The sequence below is a fragment of the Devosia sp. Leaf64 genome (assembly GCF_001421945.1).
Lineage (GTDB): Bacteria > Pseudomonadota > Alphaproteobacteria > Rhizobiales > Devosiaceae > Devosia.
This window is the reverse complement of sequence record NZ_LMLO01000024.1, coordinates 521,222-538,343: the sequence shown is the minus strand read 5'-3', so window position 1 is coordinate 538,343 and position 17,122 is coordinate 521,222. Positions and strand designations below refer to the sequence as shown.

17 protein-coding genes are annotated in these 17,122 nt (G+C 60.4%); 5 read left to right on the top strand and 12 right to left on the bottom strand.

Annotated features, from left to right (window positions below; all coding sequences use genetic code 11):
* Positions 1-77 precede the first annotated feature (77 nt).
* The 3 genes from ASE94_RS20270 to ASE94_RS20260 all read right to left on the bottom strand — a co-directional run bounded on the left by ASE94_RS20270 (position 78) and on the right by ASE94_RS20260 (position 2,654).
* Positions 78-797 carry a hypothetical protein gene (locus ASE94_RS20270; RefSeq protein ID WP_062631808.1) on the bottom strand — a complete coding sequence of 240 codons (720 nt, stop codon included), beginning with the start codon at positions 795-797 and terminating at the stop codon, positions 78-80.
* Positions 798-959: 162 nt separating this feature from the next.
* Positions 960-1,979 carry a ketol-acid reductoisomerase gene (ilvC, locus tag ASE94_RS20265; protein ID WP_061911095.1) on the bottom strand — a complete coding sequence of 340 codons (1,020 nt, stop codon included), beginning with the start codon at positions 1,977-1,979 and terminating at the stop codon, positions 960-962.
* 27 nt (positions 1,980-2,006) lie between these two features.
* Positions 2,007-2,654 carry a TetR/AcrR family transcriptional regulator gene (locus ASE94_RS20260; protein ID WP_062631807.1) on the bottom strand — a complete coding sequence of 216 codons (648 nt, stop codon included), beginning with the start codon at positions 2,652-2,654 and terminating at the stop codon, positions 2,007-2,009.
* A gap of 363 nt (positions 2,655-3,017) precedes the next feature.
* Here ASE94_RS20260 and ASE94_RS20255 point away from each other — a divergent pair, with 363 nt between their 5' ends.
* Genes ASE94_RS20255 through ASE94_RS20240 form a run of 4 tightly spaced genes read left to right on the top strand, consistent with a single transcriptional unit; the run spans position 3,018 to position 5,674 of the window.
* A complete protein-coding gene (locus ASE94_RS20255) occupies positions 3,018-3,227 on the top strand; it encodes a hypothetical protein (protein WP_062631806.1) in 210 nt (69 codons plus the stop codon).
* On the top strand, positions 3,224-3,820 hold the full coding sequence (locus ASE94_RS20250) for an alpha/beta hydrolase (protein ID WP_082461346.1): 597 nt from the start codon (positions 3,224-3,226) through the stop codon (positions 3,818-3,820). The genes ASE94_RS20255 and ASE94_RS20250 overlap by 4 nt, the downstream gene beginning before the upstream one ends.
* 53 nt (positions 3,821-3,873) lie before the next feature.
* A complete protein-coding gene (locus ASE94_RS20245; RefSeq protein ID WP_061911089.1) occupies positions 3,874-4,320 on the top strand; it encodes an Rrf2 family transcriptional regulator in 447 nt (148 codons plus the stop codon).
* Between the two features lie 16 nt (positions 4,321-4,336).
* A complete protein-coding gene (locus ASE94_RS20240; protein WP_062631805.1) occupies positions 4,337-5,674 on the top strand; it encodes an FAD/NAD(P)-binding protein in 1,338 nt (445 codons plus the stop codon).
* Here ASE94_RS20240 and ASE94_RS20235 read toward each other — a convergent pair.
* From ASE94_RS20235 to ASE94_RS20195, 9 genes are all read right to left on the bottom strand, one after another.
* Positions 5,671-6,543 carry an EamA family transporter gene (locus ASE94_RS20235; RefSeq protein WP_062631804.1) on the bottom strand — a complete coding sequence of 291 codons (873 nt, stop codon included), beginning with the start codon at positions 6,541-6,543 and terminating at the stop codon, positions 5,671-5,673. The genes ASE94_RS20240 and ASE94_RS20235 overlap by 4 nt on opposite strands.
* Positions 6,544-6,596: 53 nt before the next feature.
* On the bottom strand, positions 6,597-8,504 hold the full coding sequence (locus ASE94_RS20230) for a beta-L-arabinofuranosidase domain-containing protein (protein ID WP_062631803.1): 1,908 nt from the start codon (positions 8,502-8,504) through the stop codon (positions 6,597-6,599).
* 118 nt (positions 8,505-8,622) lie between these two features.
* Positions 8,623-9,678 carry a sn-glycerol-3-phosphate ABC transporter ATP-binding protein UgpC gene (gene ugpC, locus ASE94_RS20225; RefSeq protein WP_062631802.1) on the bottom strand — a complete coding sequence of 352 codons (1,056 nt, stop codon included), beginning with the start codon at positions 9,676-9,678 and terminating at the stop codon, positions 8,623-8,625.
* Positions 9,675-10,502 carry a carbohydrate ABC transporter permease gene (locus ASE94_RS20220; RefSeq protein ID WP_061911079.1) on the bottom strand — a complete coding sequence of 276 codons (828 nt, stop codon included), beginning with the start codon at positions 10,500-10,502 and terminating at the stop codon, positions 9,675-9,677. Before ASE94_RS20220 ends, ugpC begins: the two co-directional genes overlap by 4 nt.
* Positions 10,499-11,401, bottom strand: a complete 903-nt coding sequence (locus tag ASE94_RS20215) for a sugar ABC transporter permease (protein WP_061911077.1) — start codon at positions 11,399-11,401, stop codon at positions 10,499-10,501. The genes ASE94_RS20220 and ASE94_RS20215 overlap by 4 nt, the downstream gene beginning before the upstream one ends.
* A 186-nt stretch (positions 11,402-11,587) precedes the next feature.
* Positions 11,588-12,817 (bottom strand): sugar ABC transporter substrate-binding protein, encoded by a 1,230-nt coding sequence (locus tag ASE94_RS20210; protein ID WP_062631801.1) that lies wholly within the window; start codon positions 12,815-12,817, stop codon positions 11,588-11,590.
* 71 nt (positions 12,818-12,888) lie between these two features.
* The gene (locus ASE94_RS20205) at positions 12,889-13,935 is read right to left on the bottom strand and encodes a LacI family DNA-binding transcriptional regulator (RefSeq protein WP_062631800.1); all 1,047 of its coding nucleotides are present in this window, start codon (positions 13,933-13,935) and stop codon (positions 12,889-12,891) included.
* A 72-nt stretch (positions 13,936-14,007) separates the two neighbouring features.
* Complete coding sequence (locus ASE94_RS20200) at positions 14,008-14,904, bottom strand: sugar phosphate isomerase/epimerase (RefSeq protein WP_062631852.1); 897 nt, start codon at positions 14,902-14,904, stop codon at positions 14,008-14,010.
* 11 nt (positions 14,905-14,915) lie between these two features.
* Positions 14,916-15,950 (bottom strand): Gfo/Idh/MocA family oxidoreductase, encoded by a 1,035-nt coding sequence (locus ASE94_RS20195; protein ID WP_156352240.1) that lies wholly within the window; start codon positions 15,948-15,950, stop codon positions 14,916-14,918.
* Positions 15,951-16,094: 144 nt separating this feature from the next.
* On the opposite strand from ASE94_RS20195, the gene ASE94_RS20190 reads away from it, so the two are divergent.
* Entirely contained in the window at positions 16,095-17,120 is a 1,026-nt protein-coding gene (locus tag ASE94_RS20190; RefSeq protein ID WP_062631798.1) for a LacI family DNA-binding transcriptional regulator, read from the top strand.
* Positions 17,121-17,122: the final 2 nt, after the last annotated feature.

The following is a 17,122-nucleotide window of genomic DNA, read 5'->3' as shown; positions in this document are numbered from 1 at the left end:
GATCGAGCGCAAACTATGCTGATAGCGGTATCCGGTCGAACGCCGATCGTGCAAGCAGTGTCGATGAAAAAGCGCGCCTAGAGCGTGATCCGTCCATCATGCCAGGCATCCAGCAATTCGGCAGCATAAGCCATTACCTGCCCCCTGCCTGCCGCATCGGCGCCACGGCGTAGCGCGACCACGTCAGCCAGTTCGCGATGGTCCTGCGTTTCGAGATTTGCTCGGATCTGAGCGACGAGATCATCTGCCGTCGTGTCGAAATGGTATGCCTGACCAATCGAAATGCGCGGGCCATCGAGAACGGCCACGAGGTTGCCCAGACGCGCATCCGCATGGTTCAATCCGGTTTCCTCCTCCAACTCCCACTGCGTCGAGCGGGCCACGTCGATCCGCCCATCCGGCAAGACATCACGCGGCTCCAGTGAACCGCCAGCCGGATAAATCTTCCCGGCATTGGCGGTATCGTCGCCCATCAGCCCAAGGATCATGTACCCGTCGTTCGACATGATCAGCGCCGAGCCGAAGAGATTATGAATACCGATCTGTGGGAAACCCGCCTCACGCCAGGTCAGAAAAGCCGAGAATGCGTCCTCCTTCGCCTCCGCACGCAAAATGCCGTTGTTGTCGATTATGGGCGGGGTCACCCCGATAATGCGACCGTCCCAGAGATGCGGATTGGCCGCGATCATCTCTGCCCAGCGCGGCGCAACTGAAGCCCGAAGCTCATCCGGCAGTGGCCAGGCTCCTTCGACAAAGCGGATGTCTACGCCCTTGATGGGGACGATGCCGATGCTCATGCGCTCTTCGCTCCTGTAGCCAAACGAAAACGGGGGCCGAAGCCCCCGTCTCTATATTGCGAGTATGGCGATTAGGTCTTCGCCTTGTCGACCAGCTCGTCAGCCTTGATCACTGGCGCCGCGTTAGCGCGCCGACGAAAAGACCGGGGAGCAAGGCCAAGCTTAGTTCTTTGCCTTGTCCACGAGAGCGCCGGCCTTGATCCACGGCATCATGTCGCGGAGTTTGGCGCCAACTTCTTCGATCGGATGCTCGTCGGCGAGGCGACGGGTCGCCTTGAAGCGCGAGGCGCCGCCCTTGTATTCCTGCATCCAGTCCGAGGTGAACTTGCCCGACTGGATGTCGTGCAGCACGCGCTTCATCTCGGCCTTGGTTTCCGAGGTGATGATGCGCGGACCGGTGACGTATTCACCCCACTCGGCCGTGTTCGAGATTGAGTAGTTCATGTTGGCGATGCCGCCCTGGTAGATCAGGTCGACGATCAGCTTCACTTCGTGCAAGCACTCGAAGTAGGCCATTTCCGGCGCATAGCCAGCTTCCACCAGCGTTTCGAAGCCAGCGCGGATCAGCTCGACGAGACCACCGCAGAGAACGGCCTGTTCGCCGAAGAGGTCGGTTTCGCATTCTTCGCGGAAGTTGGTTTCGATGACGCCCGAACGGCCTCCGCCAACGCCCGAAGCATAAGCGAGCGCGATGTCATGGGCATTGCCCGACGCGTCGTGGTGCACGGCGATCAGGCACGGCACGCCGCCACCCTTCTGGTATTCGCCGCGAACAGTGTGGCCCGGGCCCTTTGGCGCGATCATGATCACGTCGACGGTGGACTTGGGTTCGATGAGGTTGAAGTGGACGTTGAGGCCGTGGGCGAAAGCGAGCGCTGCGCCGTCACGGATATTGGGCTCGATGTCCTTCTTGTAGATATCGGCCTGCAGTTCGTCCGGGGTCAGCAGCATGATGACGTCGGCCCAGGCAGACGCTTCAGCCACCGACATGACCTTGAGGCCTTCGCCCTCGGCCTTCTTGGCGGACGGCGAGCCGGGACGCAGACCAACGGCAACGTCGGTAATGCCCGAGTCGCGCAGGTTCAGCACATGGGCATGGCCCTGCGAACCGTAGCCAATGATGGCGACCTTCCGGGACTTGATGATGTTGATGTCAGCATCACGATCGTAATAGACGCGCATGGGTATCTCCCCTCAACTGCGTTTTTCTTAAGAGTTTGCCTTGGCCCCATAGAGGGCCAGGAATTGATCCGTCGCTGCCACGACATCGGCTTCGATATTGGCTTCGACATTGGATTGGGTGAGGCTGTTGTCGCCGAGCAGCAGACGGATCTGCACATCGCGGACAACGAGGCCGAAAAAGGTGCGATAGGCGTCTTCGCTAGACGTGAAGCGGACAAGCCGCGCATCGCGCGCTGCTTCGAGAATGGGCTTGAGCCGGCGACGGATCGCCATCGGGCCGTTTTCGAGAACGATATTCCCAAGGCTGTCCTTTTCTTGGGCAGCATGGGTAATGGCGGTGCGATTGAGCGTGATGGAAACTTCGCCGATGATCGTCGTCAGCAGGTCCCGCGCAAATTGCTGCAGGCTTTCGCGAAGCACCTTGGCGCTGAGGTGGCTGCGATCGACATGCGGCATGCGCACCTTGGCCGCCTGCCACTGCACGGTGGCCGTGAGAAGGCCGTCGCGATCCCCAAACCACTTATAAAGCGTTTCCTTGGAGCACGACGCCCGTCGCGCCACGGCGGTCATGGTCAGGCCGTCTCCATTTTCGACCAGCAGGTCGAGGGCCGCCGTCAGCACGGCCTGCTGGCGCGGCGTAAACGTCTCTTCGCTGATCTTGATAGGCAAAGGCACTTGTCGTTCCCGCACGCCGATGCCGAACGCTTCCGGCACTTTCCGTCCGCAGGCGTACCGTACGGTACGGTTCCGCGCAAGAGGGATTCGTGTCGCTCTCCCGACGAAATGCGGCAGTACCTTTGCCACATCCTAGATGGGCCAATTTAACTAATAGACCGGTGAAACGCGAGTATCTCCAGCCAAATCGCTTTCAAAGAGAACGTCATTGCCGACAACCCGGCTGACCACGACAGCCGTGGCAAAATTTTCTCCTTCGGCGTTGAGGCGCGCAAGACCAGACCTTCTCAATCCCGACTGTGTTGATAGAGTTTTGGAACAAGACGCGGCCGCTTCGCGTGGTCCACTTCAAGGAGAAATAGCATGGTGCCCTTCTTCGGAATTCTTGACCCAAGCCACAGCCAACGGTTCCGGGCTGCCGAAGCTCCGCAAAAGCTGAGCTTCTTTGGCGGCGTGTCTGCACTTACCCCCGATGCCATATTCGAGAGCCAGCCGGAACAAACCGTCGAGGAAAAAGCATCGGACATGCATTTAGATAAACTGGAAAATCCAGAAAACCTCCAAACGCGATGAGCCGCACCCATCTCATCGTCCCCGGTCTCAATGGATCCGGCGACGGCCATTGGCAGCATCATTGGCTGGATGATCACGAGCATTCCGAGCTGGTCGAACAGTCCGACTGGTCCAATCCGCATGCGGGACGCTGGCTGGCCCGGCTTGAGCGCGCCGTCATCGCTCACCCTGGCGCAATTATCGTTGGTCATAGTCTCGGCGCCATCCTGATCGCGCGCCTCGCGTCCAGCTCTGTCGCGCCGCTGGTTGGTGGCGCCCTGCTTGTCGCAACCGCCGATATCGAGCGCACCTCGACCATTCACGCGCGCACCTATGAGTTCGGCACGCTGCCCACCGATGCCCTGCCCTTTCCAGCGCTCGTCATTGCCAGCCGCAATGACGATTACATGAGCCAGGAAAAGGCGCGTTCGCTGACCTCAGCATGGGGCGCCACCTTCTTCGGCTTCGGAGACAATGGCCATATCAATATTGCCAGCGGCTTCGGTCGCTGGACCGGCGGCTATGATCTTGCTCAACAGATCGAGGCAAAAGCCGATCGGCGCTTGCGTCACGACATCGGCAAAGGACTTGTCGAGAATGTCTATCAAATTTAAAGCGGTACCCGCGATACTGATGGCCGTCGCGATCGGACCGGGAACTGCGCATTATGCTGACCAAAAAGGGCAAATACGGGCTCAAGGCTCTTACGGCGCTGTCGCGCCTGCCAGAGGGTCAGTTGACGGGCGTTGCCGAACTGGCTCAGGCCAATGCGATCCCCAAGAAATTTCTCGACGCGATCCTCGCCGAACTGCGCAATGCGGGCTTCGTACGCAGCCGCAAGGGCAAGCTCGGCGGCTACGGTCTGGCCCGACCGGCGGCGGAAATCATGATCGGTCACGTCGTCCGCGTGCTCGATGGCCCGCTTGCGCCCATTCCCTGCGCCAGCCGCACGCGCTATCAGCCCTGCGAGGACTGCGATGTGGAAACCTGCCAGGTGCGGCATTTGATGCTCGACGTGCGCAATGCCATCGCGCAGGTTCTCGACCAGACCAGCCTGACGCAAATGGCCGCCATGGGCGGCGCCGAAGCGGTGGAGCAATCGCTCACCGCCTGAACAAGCGGAACACCCCATGAGCGCTGCCAACAAGTCGATCATCATCATTGGCGGCGGCGCCAGCGGCGTGTTGCTCGCGGCACATCTCTTGCGCAATCCCGATCCAGATCTTCGGGTCACACTGGTTGAACGTCAGGGCCGCTTTGGACAGGGCCTCGCCTATTCCGCACTCCAGCGCGATCATCGCGTCAATGTTCCCGCCCGCGGCATGAGCGCCTTTGCCGATGATCCAGAACATTTCTGGCGCTGGCTGCAGCGCCGCGAACCCGGCCGCCATGCTACATCTTGGACCTTTGTGCCCCGCCGGGTCTATGGCGCCTATCTCGAACACGTCCTGCGCGAAGCCGGCGAATCCCTGCCCGGCCGCTTACGGGTGTTGAGCGAAGAGGTCGACGCGGTGCGCGAAAGCAAAACCGGCGTCGAAGTTGCTCTCGCCAATGGCACCAGCCTCGTCGCCCGCTGGGCGGCTCTCGCCGTTGGCCACGAAACCCAGCCTGCCCGCGGCAAGGGAATCGCTGTTCGCGCGACCTCCGACCGAGATACGGCGCTGCCGCCCGATTCTCCCGTAATGATCCTAGGGTCCGGCCTCAGCATGGTGGATGCGTGGGTATCTCTTTCGGAAACCAAGCACACCGGCCCCGTCACTGTCGTGTCGCGAAACGGCCTCCTGCCACAGGCGCATAGGGACGTCGCCCCTATCACCATCGACGCTGCTGACGTCCCCTTCGGCACGAGCCTGACTTATCTCACGCGCTGGTTCCGCGAATTGATTGCCGAGACAGAGGCCAATGGCGGCGATTGGCGCAGCGTCGTCGATGGTCTCCGCCCCTTCAATCAGCGCCTCTGGCAAAGCTGGCCCGATCACGAAAAGCGCCGATTCCTCCGCCATCTGCGCCCATGGTGGAACGTTCATCGCCACCGCTTGCCGCCTGATCTTCATGCTGGCCTCGTTCGTGCGGTTGAAAGCGGCCAGGTCGAGTTGGTTGCCGCCGAGTTCGTGGGCATCGAGCGCCAGGGCGACGGCGCCCGCGCCACCATTCGCCCGCGCGGCACCGAGCGGCGGGAAACAATCGATGTCGCCCGCGTCTACGATTGCGGCGGCGTCAGCGTCGATGTCACGGCCAGCGCCAATCCGGTCATCCGCCAACTCATCACCGCCAGCAGCGCCCGTCCCGATCCGCTCCATATCGGCCTCGATGTCGATGAACAGACTGCACTCATCGCTGGCGACGGCACCGTCTCTCAGCACATCCGCGTCGTTGGTCCGCTCACCCGTGGCCGGTTCTTCGAAATCGAAGCTATTCCCGACATCCGCGTGCAATGCGCCAAACTGGCAGCGACGCTCGGTACCTAACTGGCGCGGGCTTCGCCAAACCGCGCGATGCCGATCCCGAGCATCACAAGCCCAAGCGCCAGGAGGAGGCTGACCGTCACCTCCGCTTGCCCGAGCGCCACAAGACATACCGCTGACAAAACCGGCGTCAGAAAACTCAACACGCCGATCATCTGGGCATTGCCGTGCTTCATGCCGAAATCCCAGGCCGCGTAGCTGAGTGCAAAGCCGATCGAGGCTACCCCGACAATCGACAGGCTCAATCCCGGCGCCGGTGGTGCGCCGATAAGTAGCCAGATCGATCCGTTGATCAGGCTGCTCATCAGGAAGACGACGCCGAGGAACTTGCTCGACAAATAGGAGTAGCGCGCGGAAACTGCCGAGAAGACGCTCCAGCTCAGCGAACACACCACTGCCCAGCCATGCCCCGGCATCAGTGTGAACTCCCCTAGCGCGAGACCGCGTCCTGCGAGAAGGGCGGCGATACCCGCGAGTCCCAGTATCCCAGCCACGATATGATACCACCGCAGCTTCTGTTTGAGGGAAATCGTCGTCAGCACGATCACCAGCAGTGGCCAGGTATAGATGATCAGTGTCGCTTCGAGCGGCGGCGCGTTCTGCACTGCTGCCACCCAGGTGATGTTGTGGAAGCCAATGCCAATCAGTCCGAGCCCATAAAACCAGCGCGGCACGATCCGGAGTTCCGGCAGCGGATTTTCGCGCCGCAGGATCCAGAGCACAAAAAAGGCCAGAGCCCCGACCCCATCCCCCAACGCCACATACAAAAACGGATCGACGCCCACCGCCAGCGCCATGACCGGCGCCGTCAGCGACCAGATCAGCACCGATGTCAGCCCCCCGAGCGTGCCGAGGCCCGATCGCTTTTCCATATAAAAACGTCCCCGCAAATTGCAGGGACGCTCCTATCATCAGCGCGGAATAATCACAGCACTTCCGGTATCCACACCACCATGCTGCCCTGGCCACGATTGGCCCAGAGATAGTAAGGAATTGCCGTCAGGCTCGACTCCTTTTCGACGGGCGGCTTGCTGCGATAGAGCCCTTGCCATTCGCCTTCGTCTACCGCGAGCGCCTGCGCTTTCAGCGTCACCACACCATCAAAGAGCCCGCTGTCAGTCTTCGCTTCTACTTCGCCATCGCGCTTGATCCTGATCCGCTGCACGCGTCCACCGGGATTGTCGACTTCCTCGATGCAATAGACCAGCGGCCCGCGCTTCAGCGCGACGCGACCAGCGTTCATGATCACGCCTGGATGCGAATAGAGCCGCTCGGCGGGCATCGGCAGATCAAGCGCAATCGTATCGCCCCTGGCCCAGGTCCGCCGAACCGTGACATAGCCGTTCTCGGGTTTCACCGGCACAGCCTCGCCATTGACCGAGAGGCTCGCGCCCTCGCACCAGCCCGGAATGCGCAGCTTCACGTCGAATTCGGCCGCAGTCTCGGGATCGACAGAAATCTTTATGTCGCCCGACCAAGGATAGTTGGACACTTCGCGGAAAGCGACCTTAGTGCCGGCTACGTCGACCATGCTCGAAATCCCACCATAGAGGTGGAACGCCACACCATCCTCAGCCGTCGAGAGGAAATAGCCCCCAACCGAGGCCACGAGCCGCGAGACGTTCATGGTGCAGCACGGGCAGGTATGCCAATCCCAACGGGTTGGCGTACCGTCACTCTCAAGCGGATTGGCATAGAAATAATGCTCGCCATCGCGGCTTAGCCCGGATAGCGCGCCATTGAACATCGCAAGCTCGAGAATGTCGGCATATTTGCCGTCGAGATCGAGATGCAGCATACGCTGCGCCCAGAAGATCAGCGCAACCGAAGCACAGGTTTCGGCATAGGCCGTCTGGTTGGGCAGGTCGAAGTCATGCGTAAAACCCTCGTTATGCGCCGAGGGACCAAGGCCCGCCGTCACATACATTTTGGTTTCCATCACGTCGTCCCAGAGCACTTCGCAGGCGCGCTTGAGCTCGGGATCATTAAGTTCTGCCGCAAGGTCCGCCATGGCCGTATAGAGATACATGGCGCGCACTGCGTGCCCGACCACCTTCTCCTGCTCGCGCACCGGCTTGTGGCTCTGCGAATATTCGTAATTCGCGAAGACATAGCGTTGTTTGGATTCTGCCCCTTCGCGCGCTTCCCGTTCGATATCGAAATAGTGCGGCGGCTGTTGCCCGCGCTCGTTGATGAGATAAGTAGCGAAGTCGAGGTGCTTCTTTTCTCCGGTGAGGTAATAGAGCTTCATCAGCGCAAGCTCGATTTCCTCGTGCCCATCATAGCCGCGGCGCTTGCCCGGCTCGGTGCCGAAGGTCGAATAAATGTGGTCGAGATAGCGCTCCATGATATCGAGGAAACGTCGCCGGCCAGTTACGCGATAATAAGCTACAGCGCCTTCGAGTAGATGCCCGGCATTGTACATTTCGTGATTGTCGCGAAGGTTCGTCCAGCGGTTCTGCGGCTCATGCCCCAAATACCAGCAATTGAGATAACCGTCGGGCGCCTGCGCCTTTTCGAGGTCATCGACTGCTGCCTCGATCTTGGCTTCGATATCCTCGTCGCGCCGATGCGCCAGGGCATAGCTTGCAGCCTCGATCCACTTGCCGACATCGCTGTCCCAAAAGACCTGGACAGTAAACCCGTTGGCGTGACGCGGAAAACGCAGTGGCGGTGGCGGGTTCGGCAGCTTCAGCGAGTCGAGAATGCCGTATTCGCCCAGCTTCTTGTGCTGGCTGGGCACGGTCCGGTCGAGCACCGTTTCCAGGCGCTCATGCCAGAATTGTCCTTCAAGCCGCACATCCGGAAACGGCACGGGAGCATAGCGAGACATTTGAGAAAACCTTTTCGCTGACAAATTCTTAGACGTTGGATTTTGGGCTCCCTCCTATCCCCGATAGTCACCCCAGCGAAGGCCGGGATGACAGCCGGTGGGAGAGGCGAAGAGAAAGTTAAATCCGCTTCCCACTCTGCGGATCAAAGAGATGGATCAACGTCGGATCGATCTCGACCCCAACCCGATCGCCGACCGAAACCGTCGAGCGTTCCGATTGCACCAGTTGCAGGTGACCGTCAGCGGAGGTGAGATAGGTCGCAGATCCCGTCGACTCCACATTGCCCACCGGAAAGTGGAAAGTCGGCGTGCCCGTTGCGAGCTTCATGTGCTCCGGCCGCAAACCCGCCACCACCGGCTGGTTCGGCTCCGCCTGTCGCGCCAGCGGAATGCGCTCGCCCCCGACGAGGTCCACAGCCCGCCCATCACTCGCAATCTTACCTTCGATGAAATTCATAGCCGGCGAGCCGATGAAGCCGGCGACGAATCGGTTGACCGGATGATCGTAGAGATCAAGCGGCCGCCCCTGCTGTTCGATGATCCCATCGCGCATCACCACTACCCAATCGGCCATGGTCATGGCCTCGATCTGGTCATGCGTCACGTAGACCGATGTCGCGCCAAGCCGATCATGCAGCGCACGGATTTCCTTGCGCATCTGCACGCGCAGCGCCGCGTCGAGGTTCGAAAGCGGCTCGTCGAAAAGGAACGCCTTGGGGTTACGGATGATCGCCCGACCCATGGCCACGCGCTGGCGCTGCCCGCCCGAAAGCTGGCGGGGATAGCGGGGCAAAAGCTGGCCCAACCCCGTCGTCTGCGCCACCTCGGCCGCCTTGGCTTTTGCCTCAGCCTTGCCGACACCATGGAGCCGCAGCGAATAGGTGAGGTTTTCCTCCACCGTCATGTGCGGGTAGAGCGCATAGCTCTGGAACACCATGGCAATGTCGCGATGCCGTGGCGGAACCCCGGTCATCGTCTTGCCAGCGATGGACAATTCGCCCGAACTGATGGTTTCGAGCCCGGCAATCGAGCGCAACAGCGTCGATTTTCCGCATCCCGAAGGCCCGACCAGCGCAACGAAGCTGCCCTTGTCGATCGTCAGGCTCACATTTTTGAGGGCATGAAACGACCCATAGTGCTTTTCGATATTCTTGAGTTCGATCTGGGCGGTCATTTGAGGGCTCCCGAGGTGAGGCCGGAGACGATACGGCGCTGCAACAGCACGAAGACGGCAAGGATCGGCGTCACATAGATCGCCGAATAGGCCATGATGGAATTCCAGTCGGTCGAATTGGGACCGAGGAAGCCGGAAAGGCCGACGCTGGCCGGTTGCAGCGATGGGTCTTGGATGATCGACTTGGAGTAGATGTATTCGCCGAACGAGCTCATGAAGGTGAGAATGGCGCAGACCAGAATGCCGTTTCGGGCCAGCGGTAGGACGATCGAGAAGAATGCCCCCATGCGGGAATTGCCATCGACGAGCGCCGCTTCTTCGAGTTCCCGCGGCACCGTCATGAATGTTGCGCGGACCAGCACAACGAAGAACGGCATGGCTTTGGCGGCTGCAGCGAGCACCACGGCGGTGCGTGGATAGTTGAGCAAGCCGAACTGATTGAAGGCGACGAAGAGCGGGGTCACCATCACCGATGCTGGCAGAACCTGCAGCATCAGAATGGCAAAGAGGCCCACATCCACCCAGACATTGCGATACCGCGCCAGCACATAGGCGCAGCCCGTGCCAAAGATGACCGTAATCGCCGTCACGCCCGCCGCGATCAGCGTCGAGTTCCAGAGGAAGGTCGACATCGTCCGTCGCGACCAGACGGCGCCGTAGACCGACGGATCGGCTTCGCGTGGCCAGAAGGTCGGCGGATTGGCAAAGATCTCCGAGCCCGATTTTAGGCTGGTGATATACATCCAGTAGAGCGGGAAGAGATAAACCGCCGCCAGCGCCAAAGCGACGGCCAGCAGCAGCCAAGGAACATAAGGCCGGGTCATCCGCGCACCTCGTGCCGGGTTGAACGCACATAGATGATCGAGGCGAACAGCACGAGCACCAGCATCATCACGGAAATGGTCGCGCCCTTGGCAAAGTCGTAGAGCTGGAAGCTCATCTGCCAGGACCAGTATTGCGCCACGGTCGAGGTATTGGCCGGGCCACCCTCGGTGATCGCGGGAAAAAGGTCGAACTGCTGCAAGGTGCCGATCAGGCCAAGCGACAGCACCGCGCCGATCGTCGACCGCATCATCGGCAGGGTGATGGTCCAGAAGCGCTGGAAGGCATTGGCACCATCGAGTTCCGCAGCCTCATAGAGATCGCGCGAGATACCAGCGAGACCCACCGAGAGCAGCAGCATATTGAAGGCAAGGCCAAGCCAGATATTGGCAATGATCACTGCCCAGATCGAAACGCTTGGGTCCGACTTCCAGAAGATATTGGATTGGATGATGCCAAGGCTCTTGAGGATGGCGTTGAGCACCCCAAAATCACCGGCGAGGATCCAGCTCCAGATTGCGCCGACGACGAGTCCAGGCATGACCCAGGAGACGAGGAACAGTCCGCGAATGGTGGCAGCGCCTGGAAACTTCTGCGCGAAGAACAGCGCCAGAGCGAAGCCGAGCACAAATTGTCCGGCCATGGAGAAGAAAACGAAGACGGCGGTATTACGCGTAACCAGCCAGAATTCGGGCTGACGCACCACGTCGATATAGTTTTGGATGCCGGCAAATGGCCGGATGAATGAGCCCAGGGTGAACATGTCCACCTGCTGAAAGCTCATCAGCACATTATAGACCAGCGGCAAGCCCGCCATGGCGATGAGAAAGAGCATCGCGATACTGATCAGAAGAATATCGAATCCCACGCCATCGCGCAGGCCAGAAAGAAATCGTTGCATAAGACCTCCAAGGCGGGCCGCAGGCCACCCCTCCCTTTGCGGGAGCAGTCGGATTGCAAAGCACTTGGGGTGAATGAGCCTTCTCTTCAGGGAGGACTAGAAGGCCCCCTCACCCCAACCGAATTCGCTGACGCGAATTCGGTGATGCTTCGTGTCGACCTCTCCCCTTGGGGAGAGGCGAAGACCTTACTTTCCGAGGATGGTGTCGATCGAAGCCTGGGCCTGATCCAGCGCGTCCTTGGACGACATCTGGCCGGTCAGGGCTGCCTGCATGGCATCATAGATCGCCTTGGAGATCTTCTGCCATTCCGGGTGCGGACCGCGCGGCTGAGCATATTTTAGCTGTTCCTGGAACACCTTGAGAGCAGCGTCCTTGTGCGCATCGCCGCTGGCGGGCAGAGCGATATCGGCGCGGGCTGGAAGGTTGCCGAAGTCTTCAAACATCGTACCGTCTTTGCTCGAGAAGAACTCGAGCGCGCGGAAGGCTTCGTCCGGATGCTTGGTCGTCGACATGATGCCCCAGTCGAAGCCGCCGAGAGCCGAAGAGCGATCGCCGCCTTCGGTGATGGTCGGGAGCAGCGTCACGCCCCAATCGAACTTGGCGTCTTCGATCATGCGATCGACTTCCCATGGACCGGAAACCGCCATGGCGGCATTGCCCGAGTTGAATGTGCCGGTCGAATCCCACTGACCCAGGCTGAGGACGTCCTTGGAGGCCCAGCCATTGTCGATCATCTTCTTCCACAGATCGAGCACCTGGGCCGCGCCCTCGGTGTTCACGTGGTCATATCCGCCACCCGACATCTGGATGATGGGTAGGAACTGGAACGTGCCTTCTTCGCCGGCGCGAGCGGAGAACGTCGCGCCATAGACGCCAGCGGCGCTATCGGTCAGCTTTTCAGCGTCGGCAGCAAATTCGTCCCAGGTCTGCGGCGGCTCGGTGATGCCAGCCTTGGCGAAAAGATCCTTGTTATAGAAGACGCCGATCGTGTCCGTATATTTCGGAATGCCGTAGAGCTTGCCGTCCCAGGTGACGGAATTGAGCGGGCCTTCGAAATACTGCGCCTTGCTCAGGATTTCCGAGTTCTTCACGCGATCGGTGATGTCGAGCATCGCCCCGCGCGAGGAGAACATGGCAAAGTCCGGATTATCGAACGAGACGATATCGGGCGCATTGCCAGTCGCGAAGGCGCGCAGGGTTTCGTTGACCAATTCGTCGAATGGAACGGCGCGATATTCGACGACGATATCTTCATTGGCTTCGTCGAATTCCTTGGACCAGGTATCGGCGATACCGGGACGATCGACGCCATCGATCGACCAAATCTTTAGCGTGACCTGCGCGAAGGCGGGCGTCGCAAGGCTCATTGCGCCAATGCCGGCGGCAGCCATCAGTGCGGCAAGATGCAGTTTCATGTCGTTCCTCTCCCAAGCGGCACAAGCGCCGCAAATTGCTCCGATTGGGGCCCTCCAGCCCCAGCCAGGCTTTAGTCGACGGTGGCTTCTACCCCTCCGCGTCGATGCGTAACCGCAGCGTTTCCGCCGCAGGATTGTCTGATGACGAGACGGCACGGCAGTTTCCGGATCCCCGGCTCAACTACCCTCCCCTCCGCCAATTCCAGGACCAGCCGCCCGGCTTCCCGCCCGATGGCTTTCAAGTTCATGTCGACCGACGTCATCGGCGGCCGCGTCTGGCTCGCAACGATGTCCCAATTGTCGAACCCGACCACGGCGACATCTTCCGGCACGCTGACCCCGCGCTCGCGCAAGGCATCGACGACGCCGCGACCGATCTGGTCATTGCCGCAAAAAATCGCATCCGGCCGCGCGCCTTCAGCGGTCCACAGAAGATCGACGGCCGCATGTCCCCAATGCTCAGACCACTCGCCATGGAGCACGATGCCCTCGCCTCCCAGCGCGTTGCGATAGGCTGCCGCGCGCTCACGCACCGAGGCGAAGGTCTCAGGACCGGTAACGTGGACAATACGTTTTCGACCCAGACGCTTGAGATGCTCGACCGCCTCGGCCGACCCCTGCGCATCGTCTGAAACCAGCGTCACCGACCCCTCATGCCCTTCTGTAAAGGCATAGACCACCGGCACTGGCAGGTTGCTGAGGTCCACCGGCAACCGTCGGTCCACACGCTTGCCCGAGGCGATGATTCCATCCACCTGCTTGTCGAGCATGGCATCGAGATGAAGCTTGCCCAGCGCCGGATCGTCCTCGATCCCGCACAGGAAAACCGACACACCCTGATCAACCAGCGCCTCTGAAATCCCAGCCATAACCGGCAACGTAAATCGGCCATAGCTGTCGTTGGTCAGCAGCCCAATGGTAAAGCTGCGGCGCTGGATCAACCCCCGCGCCATCGCATTGGGCCGAAAGCCCAGTTCTGCCGCAGCGACCTTAACCTTGGCCCGCGTCTCGTCGGTCATGCGGCCCGTATCGTTTAAGGCCTTCGAGGCCGTCGCAACGCTCACGCCGGCGAGGTGTGCGACATCGTAAATGCGAACTCGACCTCCCCCAGCGCTCACGAAATCCTCCCGAGAAACCGTTTTCTCATCCAGAGAAAACGTTTTTCTTGCCTACGTCAAGTTAAGTATGACTTATGCGGCGACAAATTCTCCGCCCCTGCTGGCCTTGAGATAATTGAGCGCATGCACCTGCCCCGTCATCTCGAGATCGCCGCGATAAACCGGGTCATGCCAGCCCTCGATATCGATCGAGCCCTGATAGCCAGCGAGCCGCAATTCCGAGATCACGTCGGTCCAGTTGCTGTCGCCAAAACCCGGCGTGCGCATGAAGACGAACTTCTCCTTGCCAAAGACGCCATGCTCCTTGATGACTTCCCAGCGGATCGTCGCGTCCTTGCCGTGGATGTGGAAGAATTTGTGCGCCCATTTCCGGATCTGCGGCATGGGATCGATCAGATAGACCATCTGATGGCAGGGCTCCCACTCGAGCCCGATATTGTCGTCCGGCGTCTCGTTGAACATCAGCTCCCAGGCATCGGGATTGTGCGCGATGTTCCAGTCGCCGCTCGCCCAATTCCCGTCCATGGCGCAGTTTTCGAAGGCGATCTTCACACCGTTGTCCGCCGCGCGCTTCGCCAGTTCGCTCCAAACTTCCTTGTAGCGTGGCAGGCTATCGGTAAGCACCTTGTTACGAATGCGCCCGGTAAAACCGGCGACACAGGTCGCCCCGAAATGGTGCGCATTGTCGATACACTGCTTCCAGCCTTCGAGCGTCTGGCGGTCCATCTCTTGGTCTTCGAGCGGATTGCCGAACATGCCGATGGTCGAAATGGTGATATCGCGGTCCCCGATCGCATCGAGACAGCGCTTGCCCAGTTCGGCCAGGTCCTGGCCATTCGTCGTCTGCCAGAAGAACGGCTCAAAGCTCTCAAAGCCGAGGTCGGCGATTTTTGCAATGTTCTCCGGCGCCTTCCCCTCCGTGGATTGGATCATGGTGCCGATGCGAATGGATTTGGCGGGGTTGGACACGAACAAAAACCTTAAGCTGAAATCTGAACACGTTGCTTGAGCCGCGCGCTTTCGATGGCCCCGAAGACCATGGCGAGGCTTTTTATATTGTCGCTGCCGACCGTTTCGGGCGCAGCGCCAGCTTCGATAGCGTCGAGGAAATCAGCGATGACGCTGGCATGCCCCCCGGTCTTCGAGGCATCTGGCATTTCGGGAATGTCGAGCGGCTGCAGATCGCGGAAGAACCCTTCGGTCCCCGACACCTGATGCGCTTCGAATTTGTCGTAGCCGTCCCAGAGCAGCGTGCCCTTGGTCCCGACGATTCGCCAGGAGGCTTCCCAACTGGTATTGGCGCCCTCGGCGCTCCAACTGCCGCGATAGTTGAAGACGATATCGTCCTCGAATTCGAAGATCGCATTGGCCGCCGCGCCATGGGCATACCAAGAGCCCGGCGGATTGACTTCGAGGCAATAGACGGCCCTCGGCGCCGTGCCAGCCATGAACCGCGCCGCGTCGAGCGTGTGGATCGCCATGTCGAGCAGCAGCACATTTTCCATCTGCTCGCGGAAACCACCAAAGTGTGCGCCGACGAAGAAATCGCAATTGATCGACGTCAATTGCCCTAGCGCGCCGCTCTCGATCACCTGCCGAATGCGCCGCACGCCCGGTACATAGCGCCGGTTCTGCACCACGGCATGAATTTTCCCGGCCGCTTTTGCCTGCTCGACCATGGCGCGCGCACTATCGAGCGCAGGCGCCATCGGCTTTTCCGTCAGCACATGACAACCATGGCGCAAACCGGTCGCGACAAGTGCAGGCCGCGCATTGGGCACGACGACGTCGAACAGCAGGTCGGGTTTGGTGTCAGAGAGAACCCTATCGAGATCGCTACCGATCACCACATCCGAAAGGGAAAATTCCGCAGCCCGCGCCTCGGCTACCTTCGGGTCGAGATCCACGAGGCCGACAATGCGCACCCGCCCCTTGAGCAAAGGGTGCTCAGTCAGAGCGTTGAGCCAGCCTTTGGACATGGCTCCGCAACCCGCAAGTACGGCTGTAAACTGCAAAGATCCTCTCCCCTGCAACAATCGGCGGGCCTCTTGTGGGGCGTCCTGCACGTGTTGCCGTAAACGTTTACGACGCTACAATCGGGAGCGATTTCATGTCAAGACATCGCCGTAAACGTTTCTGGAAATTTCTTGGGGGGCCAAGTGAAGGGCATCAGACGGCTTGCGCAAGAACTCGACATCTCGATCGGCACAGTCTCGCGTGCCCTCAACGGCCGCGCCGATGTCAGCCCAGAAACCCGTCAGCGCGTTCTCGAAGCCGCCGCCGCCATGGGCTATGTGCCCAATCAGGCTGGTCGCAGTCTGCGTCAGGGCAATACCAATGCCATCGGCTTCATGATCGAGCTTGGCGCCGATGTGAATGGCGGCAATGACAACTTCTTCATGGGCGTCTTTGATGGCGTGCAGTCCGTGCTTGCCCGCCACCATCTCGATCTTATCGTCCTACCCTGCCCCACGGGCGAAGATCCTGCCGTCTATCTCCAGCGCATGATGGCACGGCGCCTAGTCGATGGGCTCATCATCTCGGCGACGCACCGCAAGGACACGCGCATCGATATGCTGACCAAGATGCGCATCCCTTTCATCACCCTGGGGCGCTCCAACACGCCGGGGGACTATCCCTGGATCGACCTCGATTTCGATGGCGCCGCCCGTCGCGCCATCGATCGACTGGTCTCGGCCGGCCATAGCCGCATCGCCGTGGCCGTGCCCAGCAATGACATCAATCTCGGCTTCATCTTCCTTGATGGCTATAAGGCCGGGCTGGCTCGCCACGGCATCGCTTTTGACCCTTCCATGGTCTTCCGCGTGCCGTCGTCAGAGCTTGGCGGTTATCAGCTCGGCCACGAGCTCTTGGCCATGAAGGACCGCCCCAGCGCCGTCATCCTCAATTATGAATTGCTGGCGCTCGGCCTCTATCGCCAACTCGGAGAAGCTGGCCTGCAAGCCGGGCGAGATCTCGCAGTGATCGGTTTCCGCGAAAATCCAGTCTCTCGCTACATGTCCCCCCGCCTCACCTGCTTCCGCCTTTCCCTCACCGGACTGGGCGCTGCCATCGGCGAGGCGCTGCTAGCCACGATGCCGGCTTATGCGGAGGCATATCCCTTGGGCCGAACACAGCGGATTTGGCCGATGGAACTGGTCCCTGGCGAGAGTGACGGCGCCTAGAA

What these genes read in the sequence shown, in the direction of transcription:
- ASE94_RS20270 (WP_062631808.1), bottom strand. Translation starts at nt 797, where the DNA reads ATGAGCATCGGCATCGTCCCCATCAAGGGCGTAGACATCCGCTTTGTC.
- ilvC (WP_061911095.1), bottom strand. Translation starts at nt 1,979, where the DNA reads ATGCGCGTCTATTACGATCGTGATGCTGACATCAACATCATCAAGTCC.
- ASE94_RS20255 (WP_062631806.1), top strand. Translation starts at nt 3,018, where the DNA reads ATGGTGCCCTTCTTCGGAATTCTTGACCCAAGCCACAGCCAACGGTTC.
- ASE94_RS20250 (WP_082461346.1), top strand. Translation starts at nt 3,224, where the DNA reads ATGAGCCGCACCCATCTCATCGTCCCCGGTCTCAATGGATCCGGCGAC.
- ASE94_RS20245 (WP_061911089.1), top strand. Translation starts at nt 3,874, where the DNA reads ATGCTGACCAAAAAGGGCAAATACGGGCTCAAGGCTCTTACGGCGCTG.
- ASE94_RS20240 (WP_062631805.1), top strand. Translation starts at nt 4,337, where the DNA reads ATGAGCGCTGCCAACAAGTCGATCATCATCATTGGCGGCGGCGCCAGC.
- ASE94_RS20235 (WP_062631804.1), bottom strand. Translation starts at nt 6,543, where the DNA reads ATGGAAAAGCGATCGGGCCTCGGCACGCTCGGGGGGCTGACATCGGTG.
- ASE94_RS20230 (WP_062631803.1), bottom strand. Translation starts at nt 8,504, where the DNA reads ATGTCTCGCTATGCTCCCGTGCCGTTTCCGGATGTGCGGCTTGAAGGA.
- ugpC (WP_062631802.1), bottom strand. Translation starts at nt 9,678, where the DNA reads ATGACCGCCCAGATCGAACTCAAGAATATCGAAAAGCACTATGGGTCG.
- ASE94_RS20220 (WP_061911079.1), bottom strand. Translation starts at nt 10,502, where the DNA reads ATGACCCGGCCTTATGTTCCTTGGCTGCTGCTGGCCGTCGCTTTGGCG.
- ASE94_RS20215 (WP_061911077.1), bottom strand. Translation starts at nt 11,401, where the DNA reads ATGCAACGATTTCTTTCTGGCCTGCGCGATGGCGTGGGATTCGATATT.
- ASE94_RS20210 (WP_062631801.1), bottom strand. Translation starts at nt 12,817, where the DNA reads ATGAAACTGCATCTTGCCGCACTGATGGCTGCCGCCGGCATTGGCGCA.